Below are 9731 nucleotides of genomic sequence, written 5' to 3'. Positions count from 1 at the left end.
GGTGCCGAGGTCGTGATGCCGCTTTCCGACATGTTCTGGGGCGACCGCTACGGCCAGCTGCGCGATCCGTTCGGCGTCCTCTGGTCGATGGGCATGCCGAGCGGCAAGCAGTCGGGGTGAGTGCTTGTGATTCGATGATCATCCTCCTCCCCAGCTTTGCTGGGGAGGTGTCGGTGTCTTCGCCGACGGAGGGGTCATGGAAACTTGGACCGCGGGCGTCCCGCCCGGTCATTGGCACAGATGAGCGGGCGGGACGCCCGCGGTCCGCATGAGCATGCCCCCTCCGCCTGCCTGCGCGAAGCCGAAGCGGCTTCGCTTCGGCGAAGGCAGGTCCGCGATGACGCGGACACCTCCCCAGCGAAGCTGGGGAGGAGACTCTGATCACCGCGCCGCGCCGCGAATGACCTCGAGGAAGGCGTCGCCGTAGCGGTCGAGCTTGGCGTCGCCGACGCCGTGGATCTCGCGCATCGCGCCGGGCGTGCCCGGACGATGGGTAGCGAGCTCGACCAGGGTGCGATCGGAGAACACCACGTAGGCGGGCACCTTCTGCACCTGGGCGAGCCGGGTGCGCAGCGCCTTCAGGGCGCCGAGCAGGGCCTCGTCGGCGCCGGCGACGACCAGCGGCGTAGCCGCAGCCTTGCGTCCCCGGCCTGCGCCCTTCGACGTCGATGGTGCGAGGTTCTTGCGTAGCTCGATGCGCGCCTTGCCCTTCAGCACCCGCCAGCCTTCGTCGGTGACCAGCCAGCGGCCGTGCTCCATCAGATCCTGCGATATCAGCCCGGTCGCCGAGAGCTGGCGGAAGACCGAGCGCCACTCGGCGGCCTTGCGATCGGCGCCGACGCCGAAGGTCGGCAGGCGATCGTGGTTGAACTTCAGCACGTTCTCGGTGCGCTCTCCCGTCAGGATGGAAACCACGTGTTCCATGCCGAAGCGCTCGCCGGTGCGCACGATGGCCGACATCGCCTTCTGTGCCTCGATCGTGCCGTCGAACAGCTCGACGCCTTCCTGGCAGAGGTCGCAGTGGCCGCATGGCTGCGAGGCCTCGCCGAAATAGGCGAGCAGGGTCTGGCGCCGGCAGCGCGGCGCCTCGGCGAGGGAAAGCAGCGCTCCGAGCCGCTGACGCTCGATGCGCTTGCGCTCGTCGGACTGCTCGCCCTGCTCGATCTGCAGGCGGCGCAGCTGCATGTCGCCCAGGCTGTAGAGCGTCAGCGTATCGGCCGGCAGCCCGTCGCGACCGGCGCGGCCGATCTCCTGGTAGTAGGCCTCGACGTTGGCCGGCAGGTCGGCGTGACAGACGAAGCGCACGTCAGGCTTGTCGATGCCCATGCCGAAGGCGACCGTCGCCGTCATCACCACGCCATCCTCCTGCTGGAAGGCGTCCTGGTTGGCGTCGCGCACCGATTTGTCGAGCCCAGCATGGTAGGGCAGCGCGCGCAGGCCCGCCGCCGCGAGTCCGGTCGCCAGCTCCTCGACCTTGCGCCGCGAGGCGCAGTAGACGATGCCGCTCTCGCCGGCATGGGCGCGAACGTAGGAAAACACCTGGCGGGTCGAATGCTCCTTCGGCTTGAAGGAAAGCCGCAGGTTGGGCCGGTCGAAGCTGCGGACGAAGACGCGCGGCGACGCGGCGAACAGCTTGTCGATGATGTCGCCCCGCGTCGGCGCATCGGCCGTCGCCGTCAGAGCCAGGGTCTGCAGCGCGCCGCCGATCTGGCGCGCAAGATTCCCCAGGGTCAGGTACTCGGGGCGGAAATCGTGGCCCCATTGCGATACGCAATGGGCCTCGTCGATCGCCATCATACGGACGTCCGACTCGGCCAGCATCTCGATCGTGTCGGGCCGCGCCAGCCGCTCCGGCGCGACGTAGAGCAGGCGCAGCTCGCGCCGGCGCAGGAGCCCCAACACGCGCGCGTTCTCGCTCCATTCGTTCGACGAGTTGAGGCTGCCGGCCGCGACGCCGGCGGCCGTCAGCGCGCGCACCTGGTCGCGCATCAGCGCGATCAACGGCGAGACCACCAGGGTCAGGCCGGGCCGGGCGATGGCGGGGAGCTGGTAGCATAGCGACTTGCCGCTGCCGGTCGGCATGACCGCCAGCACGTTTTCGCCCGCCAGCACCGCGCTGACGATCTCCTCCTGGCCCGGCCGGAAGGCGCTGAACCCGAACACCGTATGCAGCAAGGCGGACGCGCTGGCGAGATCATCGGACATGTCGTGGTCACAGTATCACGTGAGCACCAGATCCGGCGTGCCCGGGCCGGCGGTCACGGACGCACCCACTGTGGATGAACTTGCGTCGCTATTTCGACGAAGATGGGGGCAAAACACCGCTTACATTTCGGCTAGGGGTCTTCGACAAGGCCAAGACTTCGCTTGGTCCATGAGAAAGGCCGCTTTCGCTGCGCTTTTCACAGGCCGAATGAAGCCTTCACTGACCCTGATTCCATTCACGGTAGGCTCGCGCCTGCGACAGCGCTGTCGCCTCACCATCGCACCCCGAGGGACGCTCCAGCCGGTCGGCTCGTATTGCCCAGGAAGAGTTCACGGAGGAGTCATGGACGACAAGATCGCCGCTCGATATGAGCGCGGGCGACCATGCTGATTTCATGCCTGTTGCTGGCGGCGCTGGGCGTCGCCGTCTTTCCCTGCTGGCGCTACAGCGCCACGTGGGGTCACGGACCCAGCATCGCCGTCGGCGGCCTGCTGATTTTCATGGCCGCGCTCGCCGTGAGCGGCAAGGGTTGGCAGCGCGCCGGCGCGGCCGTCGCACCGGCTCCCGCCGAGCTCAGTGTCGCGCTGCCTGCCCGCCATCGAGAGTCATCACCACCCCGCTGATGTAGCTCGCGCGATCCGAGGCGAGGAAGACAGCGAGGTCGGCGACCTCGTCGGGCTCAGCCGGCCGGCCGAACGGCATGTGCCTGGTGAGCTCGGGCCAGCGTTCGGGATCGCCCAGCTGCTGTTGCGCCTGGCCGCGCAGCAGGGTGAGCATGCGATCGGTGCGCGTGGCCGGCGGATTGATCGCCACCACCCGCACGCCCTGGTCGACGCTCTTCGACCCGACAGTTCGAGTGAAGGCCATCAGGCTCGCATTGCCCATCGAGCCGGTGACGTAGTCGTAGTTGTAGCTCTCGCCCGCCAGACCGATGATGTTGACGATGGCGCCCTTCTTGCGCGCGTACATCTTCTCCAGCATGGCGCGCGTGGCATTGATGTAGCCGAACACTTTCAGCTCCCACGCCTCACGCCATTTGGGCTCGGTCATCGCGTGGATGTCGCCGCGCGGGATGGCGCCTGCGTTGTTCACCAGGATGTCGGCGTGACCGACCGCATCCACCACCGAGCGCACCGTGTCGCCCTTGGAGAAGTCGGCGGGGTGGATCTCGACCGGCACATTGTACCGCGCCCGGATCTTGTCTCGCGCCGCTTCCAACGATTCCTTCGAGCGCGAGGCAATGTGCACGGCGCAACCTTCGCCGGCGAAGGCCATGGCGCAGGCGAAGCCGATACCGCGGCTGCCACCACTGATCAGCACGGTCTTGCCGGAGAGTTTCATGTCCATTGGTCGTTTCTCCCTTTCTTCCTGGTCTCCCCCGTAATCGGGGGAGGTGGCCCGTCAGGGCCGGAGCGGGAAAGCCGCAATCGAGGTTCACCCAAGTTCGACGTCGGAACCTCAGAGATCTCGACCGAGGCTTTCCCCCTCCGCCTCGTATGACGGGGCGCCTCCCCGACTACGGGGGAGGAATGAGTAACGCGTCCCCCTCAAAGCCTGTAGGTGCTGTCGCTCCTTGCCTGGCCGTCCTCGGCCCTGACGCGGCCGTCCTTCACCATCTGCACGAGATGGGCCAGCATCGAGCGGCCGGCGGCGGCGTGCAGGTGCATGGGCGTGTCGGCGTAGTTTTTGGCGACCATCTGCGGGATGGTCTGCGGGCCTTCCTGGAGCCGCGCCATGATCTGCGCCTCGCGGCCCAGGCGATGCTCGATGTAGGACTGCACGAACGGGTTGGGATTGCGGATCTCCGAGCCGTGCGTCGGGACGTAAAGCGTCTCCTCGCGCGGCAGGAGCTTGCGCAGGCTGGCGAAGTAGTCGGCCATGTTGCCGTCGGGCGGCGAGATCACCGCGGTCGACCAGCCCATCACGTGGTCGCCCGTCAGCAGCGCGTTGTCCTCCTTCACCGCGAAGCAGAGATGGTTGGAGATGTGGCCCGGCGTGTAGACCGCCTCGACGTTCCAGCCGTCGCCCGCCACGACGTCGCCGTCATTGAGCTTGATGTCGGGGGCGAAGGCGAGATCGCCCGCCTCCTCCGGCTTCTCGCCGGTCGGCGGCCGGGGATGCGGCCCGTAGGAATAGACCTTGGCGCCGGTCGCCCTGGCGATGGCGGGCGTCGCCGGCACGTGATCGACGTGCGTGTGGGTGACGAAGATGTGCGTCACCGTCTCGCCACGGACGGCATTCAGCACGGCGTCGATATGGTCCTGCATGTCGGGACCGGGATCGACGATCGCGACGTTGCCGTGGCCAATGACGTAGGTGCCCGTGCCCTTGAAGGTGAAGGGGCTGGGGTTGCGGGCGACCACGCGCCGGATCAGCGGCGTCACCTCCATCGCCGTGCCGTAGTCGAACTTGAAGTCCTTGATGAAGGGGATGCCGGGCATGGGTCCTCTCAGGGCGCGGGGGGCGTGAGCTTGTAGAGGGCGTTGCGGATGTCGGAGCTGACATAGACCGTACCGCTGCGGCCGACGGCCACGCCGGTCGGGATGAGCGCCGGCGGTCCGCCGGGATAGGGCGGCAGGCCGATATCGAGGTTCGAGGCGATCACCGTCTTGGCCCCGGTGGCGCGATCGATCGCGACCACGCGCTTCTGGCCGACTTCGGCGACGTAGAGCCGGCCGTCGGGGCCCATGTCGATGCCTTCGGGACCGGCCAGGCCATCGGCCACCACCCGGCGCACGCCGGTGGCGACGTCGATCTCGGTGACGGCGCCGGCAGCGATCTCGGTGACGTAGATCAGGTTGCCCGGGCCCTGCGCCATCGCCGCCGGCCCGCGCAGCTCCTTGACCACCGTCGAGCGCGTCTTGCCGTCGGGGCTCACCTTCACCAGGTTGGCACTGGCCAGCTCGGCGACGTAGAGCGTGCCGTCGACGGCCTCCAGCGCATCGACCGGCGCGGCGAAGTCGCCCAGCGTCGCCACCGGCTTGCCGGTCTTGCGATCGACCTTCTCGACGGTGTTGGAGAACCAGCTGGTCAGCAGCGTGTGGCGCGGCCCGATCGACAGGCCGAGCGGATAGGCGTGCGTCTCGCCGTGAACGCGGATCACGTCGGCGACGGCGCCGGTCTGGCCATCGACGGTGCGATAGCTGAACACGTCGGCGACATGCACGGTCTCCTTGCCGCCTTCCGAGGTGACGGCGAGGTCGGCGGGGACCGCGAGCTTGCCTTCGACGATGGTCTTGTGCGCGCCGGTCTGCTTGTCGACCAGGTAGATGCCGTTGTCGGTCATCGAGGTGACGAACAGGCGGCCGCGCGAATCGAAAGCGAGATTGTCGAGCCCGGGCTTCATCGAGGCGACCAGCTTCTTGGTCTTGCTGGAGAGGCTCACGCTCCAGATGCCGCCGGTGCCGGTATCGACGACGTAGACGTTGTCGCGGTTCTGCGGATCGATGTTGGCGGCGGCCGGAATCTTGAAGCCTTCGGCGATGACCTCGATCGCTCCGGTCTCGAGATTGATCTTCACCACCTGGCCCTTGAACCACAGCGGCCCGTAGAGGAATCCGTCGTCCTTGTGAATCTCGAAGCCGTTCAGGCCGCCCATCTTCTCGGCGATGCGCCTGAGCTCGCTGCGCGGGAACGGCTTGAAGTCGGGTTTGTCGACATTCTTGAGATCGATCTCGTAGAGCGCGTCGCCGAGAAAGACCTCGGACACGAACAGCCTGCCGTCCTTGCCGAAGGCCAGCGAATTCGGGCCACCCATGCCGTTGGCGACCTCGATGGTCTTGCCGTTGGGCCGGCGGATATAGACCTTGCCCAGGAGGAAGGCGGTCCACGCCATGGTGCCGTCGTCGGCAAAGGCGATGTCGTCGGCCATGCCGGTCGGCGGATCGATGACGCGGTCGACCTCGCCGGCATCGACCTGCACGCGATAGAGCGTCTGGCCGACCACGGAGCCGGCGAAAAGCTGATCATCCTTGTTGAAGGCGAGGCCATGCACGCCATGGAACCACGAACCCGCAACCAGGAACTCCTGGTTGTACTCCTTGGGCGACGCCGGCGGCGCCTGTTGCGCCAGCGTGCTGCCGGCCACGGCAAGCACCAGCGCCAGCGACGTCACAAAGCGGCCCACCTTCATTGCCGTCCCCTCCGACCCTTTTGCGGCGCGGACTGTAGAGCATTCCGGGCGCGGAAGTCATGGTGCTGGATGAACCGGTCCCGGACCGCTCCCTGGCCCTGTTCGGGATCATGCTCTCCTGGACCGCGGGCGTCCCGCCCGCTCATGATTAATGTAACAAGAGCGGGCGGGACGCCCCCGGTCCAGAAAGAGTCCATGAACTCATCGCGAGCCATGCGTCGGTTCAGCGCCCCGCCCGTGACAGGACAGCCGGATCGGCTAACATCGCGCGACACGAGCGATCAGGAATTTCGCAGGAGGAAAGTCATGGCGGGTCCGCTTTCGGGACTGACGATCGTCGAATTGGCCGGCATCGGCCCGGGTCCGATGTGCTCGATGATGCTGGGCGACATGGGTGCCGATGTCATCCGCATCGACCGCACCAAGGCGCATGTCATGGACCGTTTCGCCGATCCCAAGTACGCCATTCACAACCGCAGCCGGCGCTCCGTGGCGGTCGACCTGCAGAAGAAGGAAGGCGTCGAGGTCGTGCTGCGCCTGATCGAGAAGGCCGACGGCATCACCGAGCCGTTCCGGCCCGGTGTCGCCGAGCGGTTGGGCGTTGGGCCCGATGTCTGCCTCGCCCGCAATCCGAAGCTGGTCTACGGCCGCATGACCGGCTGGGGTCAGGAAGGCCCGCTCGCCAAGGCGGCCGGCCACGACATCAACTACATCGCCCTTACCGGCGCCTTGCATGCCATCGGCCCCAAGGACAAGCCGTCGCCGCCGCTCAACCTGGTCGGCGATTTCGGCGGCGGCGGCATGCTGCTGGCCTTCGGCATGGTGTGCGGGCTCCTCGAGGCGCAGAAATCGGGCAAGGGCCAGGTCGTCGACGCCGCCATGGTCGACGGCACGGCCCTGCTGCTGGGCGGACTCTACGGCATGGCCGGCGCCGGCTTGTGGAACGAAAAAGACCGCGAGGCCAACGTGCTCGACGGCGGCGCGCATTTCTACGGCACCTATGAGACCAAGGACGGCAAGTTCGTCTGCGTCGGCTCGATCGAGCCGCAATTCTACGACCTGCTGCTCGAGAAGACCGGCCTCAAGGGCGAAAGCCTGCCGGCGCAGAACGACCGCAAGGCGTGGGCGCAACTCAAGAGCCGCCTCGCCGGCATCTTCAGGAGCAAGACGCGCGACGAATGGTGCGCCATCATGGAAGGCAGCGACGTCTGCTTCGCGCCGGTGCTCACCATGTCGGAAGCCTCGCAGCATCCACACGCCAAGGCGCGCCACGCCTTCGTCGATGTCGACGGCTTCGCCCAGCCGGCGCCGGCGCCGCGCTTCTCGCGCACCAAGGAAGGCATCAAGGGACCGGCCGCCAAGCGCGGCCAGCATACCGACGAAGTGCTGGGCCAGCGCGGCTTCTCGGCCAAGGAGATCGGCGAGCTCAAGGCAGCAGGTATCGTCGGTCCGCAATGATGCACGTTCGGACTGTTCTGGACCGCGGGCGTCCCGCCCGCTCAAGCTCATGAGCGGGCGGGACGTCCGCGGTCCAGAAGACCGATCATGATCAACGCCTTCGAGCGCGCGGTTCGGCAGCTCAGCGATCCGCGCCTGCGCGGCGTCATCTGGTGGTCGCTGTTACTCAGCCTGGTGCTGCAGGTGGGCATCGCCTGGCTGGCCTGGTGGGGCCTGCAGTCGTTCGCGACCTTCGAGATGAAGTGGATCAACGAGACGATCCGCTGGCTAGGCGGCGGCGCGGTCATCGTGCTGGCGCTCATGTTGTTTCCGGCGAGCTTCGGCATCGTGATCTCGATCTTCCTCGAGCAGATCGCCGACATCGTCGAAAGCGAGCATTACCCGCATCTCGGACGGGCGCACGGCATTCCGATCTGGACCGGCGTCTGGACGGGCGTCGTCTTCCTGCTGGCCGTCATCGCCCTCAACCTGGTGATGCTGCCGTTCTACATTCTGTCGATCTTCATCGCCGGCCTGGGCGCGGTGCTGTTCTACGGCATCAACGGCTGGCTGACCGGCCGCGTCTACTACGAGCAGGTGGCGCTGCGCCGCCGCACCCCGGCCGAGGTCAAGGCGTGGCGACGCAACAACTCGGGCGTGCTGTGGCTCACCGGCATCGTCATCGTCTTCCTGGGCACCATCCCGATCCTCAACCTGATCGTGCCGGTGCTGGGCGTGGCGGCGATGGTACATGTCGCCCAACAGCTCAAGCAGCCGCCCGGAACGCCCGGCCAACCTTTCAATCCGCCTGCCGTCCCGCGTTAGCGCAATTGCCGATTCGAGGGCATTGCGGCGGTTCCACCGCGATGGGAACGCACGAACTGCGAATAGTTGTTGCGACGAGCACATTCTGTCGGCTGGTTCCAGCCGACAGAATGTGCTTTAGACTGCCCGGCATGAGATCGGCTTGTACGGCGCTCGCACTGGCGCTCCTTCTGGGTGGCTGCACCACCGGTTCCGAGCCCGCTTCTCTTACCGGCGGCGAGAAAGGCGTGTTCAGCTCGCGCAATGCCGGGACGCCGATCCCGGCCGATCGCATCAAGGGGCTCGACGAGACGCAGCTCGCGGCGCTGCTGGGCGCCGGGGTGCTCGATCGCAAGGATGAGCCTGCCCGCGCGCTGCGCTACCAGTCCGATGCCTGCCAGCTGTTCGTCTATCTCTACCGCCGAGACGGCACGACCTGGCGCGCCGAATACGCCGACGCCTACGATCTTCATCTCCGACCCCTTCCGGTCGACCGATGCGCCGGCTCGGTGGCGGCGCAGAAACGACGGGTCGCCTGATCAGCGAAGAACGTCACACGGCGATCGCGGCGAGGGCGACATGATCCGCATCGGGATTCTGGGCGCCGGCACCATGGGGAAGATGCACGCGGCCGCCTATGCCGGCGTCGCCGACGCCACGGTCGTCGGCGTGTACTCGCGCCATGCCGAGCGCGCCGCGACGGTGGCGGCGATATGCAAAGCTCATCCCAGTACCGATGCCCCCCGACTGATCGACCATCCCGGCATTGACGCCATCGATGTGTGCCTGCCGACACCGGTTCACCCCGAGTTCGTCCTTGCCGCCCTGCGCGCCGGCAAGCATGTCTTCTGCGAGACGCCTCTGGCGCTGCAGCTGGGGGATGCCTGGGAGATGCAGGAGGCAGCCCGGCGCGCCGACCGTCTGCTGCAGGTCGGCCTGTTGATGCGCTCGGTCGCCGCCTGCGAGCACGTAAAGAGCAGGTCTCTCTCCGGCAAGCACGGTCGCCTTGTCAGCGTCACGGCATGGCGGCTGGGATCCTACCTGCGAGCCGATGCACCCGATCGCAAGACCCACTACAGCGATCCTTCGACCGAGCTGATGACGTTCGACTTCGACCTCATCCACTGGCTGATGGGGCGCCCGGCGACGATA

Annotated in this window: 10 protein-coding genes; 6 read left to right on the top strand and 4 right to left on the bottom strand. The window is 67.0% G+C overall.

The features are described from left to right. Positions 1–120, top strand: a 120-nt coding sequence (locus tag AB7O82_RS33880) for a VOC family protein (RefSeq protein ID WP_428621382.1), incomplete at its 5' end; no start/stop codon positions are given. Positions 121–381: 261 nt separating this feature from the next. On the opposite strand, the gene recQ is transcribed toward AB7O82_RS33880, so the two are convergent. Beyond that, a complete protein-coding gene (recQ, locus tag AB7O82_RS33875; RefSeq protein ID WP_428547242.1) occupies positions 382–2205 on the bottom strand; it encodes a DNA helicase RecQ in 1824 nt (607 codons plus the stop codon). Between the two features lie 384 nt (positions 2206–2589). Between recQ and AB7O82_RS33870 the strand changes: the two genes are divergently transcribed. Then, complete coding sequence (locus tag AB7O82_RS33870) at positions 2590–2829, top strand: DUF3309 family protein (RefSeq protein ID WP_428547239.1); 240 nt, start codon at positions 2590–2592, stop codon at positions 2827–2829. On the opposite strand, the gene AB7O82_RS33865 is transcribed toward AB7O82_RS33870, so the two are convergent. The 3 genes from AB7O82_RS33865 to AB7O82_RS33855 all read right to left on the bottom strand — a co-directional run bounded on the left by AB7O82_RS33865 (position 2780) and on the right by AB7O82_RS33855 (position 6338). Next, positions 2780–3553 (bottom strand): short-chain dehydrogenase/reductase, encoded by a 774-nt coding sequence (locus AB7O82_RS33865; RefSeq protein WP_428547236.1) that lies wholly within the window; start codon positions 3551–3553, stop codon positions 2780–2782. The genes AB7O82_RS33870 and AB7O82_RS33865 overlap by 50 nt on opposite strands. 200 nt (positions 3554–3753) lie before the next feature. Then, positions 3754–4647 (bottom strand): MBL fold metallo-hydrolase, encoded by an 894-nt coding sequence (locus tag AB7O82_RS33860; protein WP_428547233.1) that lies wholly within the window; start codon positions 4645–4647, stop codon positions 3754–3756. 8 nt (positions 4648–4655) lie between these two features. Continuing rightward, on the bottom strand, positions 4656–6338 hold the full coding sequence (locus AB7O82_RS33855; protein ID WP_428547230.1) for an SMP-30/gluconolactonase/LRE family protein: 1683 nt from the start codon (positions 6336–6338) through the stop codon (positions 4656–4658). A 306-nt stretch (positions 6339–6644) separates the two neighbouring features. On the opposite strand from AB7O82_RS33855, the gene AB7O82_RS33850 reads away from it, so the two are divergent. The 4 genes from AB7O82_RS33850 to AB7O82_RS33835 form a co-directional block, all read left to right on the top strand. Next, positions 6645–7796, top strand: coding sequence for a CaiB/BaiF CoA transferase family protein (locus AB7O82_RS33850; protein ID WP_428547227.1), 1152 nt, complete (start codon positions 6645–6647; stop codon positions 7794–7796). 87 nt (positions 7797–7883) lie between these two features. Further along, positions 7884–8600: an EI24 domain-containing protein gene (locus tag AB7O82_RS33845; RefSeq protein ID WP_428621380.1), complete on the top strand. Its 717-nt coding sequence runs from the start codon at positions 7884–7886 to the stop codon at positions 8598–8600. A 131-nt stretch (positions 8601–8731) separates the two neighbouring features. Beyond that, on the top strand, positions 8732–9118 hold the full coding sequence (locus AB7O82_RS33840) for a hypothetical protein (protein WP_428547221.1): 387 nt from the start codon (positions 8732–8734) through the stop codon (positions 9116–9118). A 40-nt stretch (positions 9119–9158) separates the two neighbouring features. Continuing rightward, positions 9159–9731: Gfo/Idh/MocA family protein (locus AB7O82_RS33835; protein WP_428621379.1), on the top strand; the 573-nt coding region annotated here is incomplete at its 3' end.

The sequence above is a fragment of the Reyranella sp. genome, assembly GCF_050185545.1.
Lineage (GTDB): Bacteria > Pseudomonadota > Alphaproteobacteria > Reyranellales > Reyranellaceae > Reyranella.
The sequence above is the reverse complement of the archived record's forward strand: the minus strand, read 5'-3'. Positions and strand labels throughout refer to the sequence as shown.

What these genes read in the sequence shown, in the direction of transcription:
- recQ (WP_428547242.1), bottom strand. Translation starts at nt 2,205, where the DNA reads ATGTCCGATGATCTCGCCAGCGCGTCCGCCTTGCTGCATACGGTGTTC.
- AB7O82_RS33870 (WP_428547239.1), top strand. Translation starts at nt 2,590, where the DNA reads ATGCTGATTTCATGCCTGTTGCTGGCGGCGCTGGGCGTCGCCGTCTTT.
- AB7O82_RS33865 (WP_428547236.1), bottom strand. Translation starts at nt 3,553, where the DNA reads ATGGACATGAAACTCTCCGGCAAGACCGTGCTGATCAGTGGTGGCAGC.
- AB7O82_RS33860 (WP_428547233.1), bottom strand. Translation starts at nt 4,647, where the DNA reads ATGCCCGGCATCCCCTTCATCAAGGACTTCAAGTTCGACTACGGCACG.
- AB7O82_RS33855 (WP_428547230.1), bottom strand. Translation starts at nt 6,338, where the DNA reads ATGAAGGTGGGCCGCTTTGTGACGTCGCTGGCGCTGGTGCTTGCCGTG.
- AB7O82_RS33850 (WP_428547227.1), top strand. Translation starts at nt 6,645, where the DNA reads ATGGCGGGTCCGCTTTCGGGACTGACGATCGTCGAATTGGCCGGCATC.
- AB7O82_RS33845 (WP_428621380.1), top strand. Translation starts at nt 7,884, where the DNA reads ATGATCAACGCCTTCGAGCGCGCGGTTCGGCAGCTCAGCGATCCGCGC.
- AB7O82_RS33840 (WP_428547221.1), top strand. Translation starts at nt 8,732, where the DNA reads ATGAGATCGGCTTGTACGGCGCTCGCACTGGCGCTCCTTCTGGGTGGC.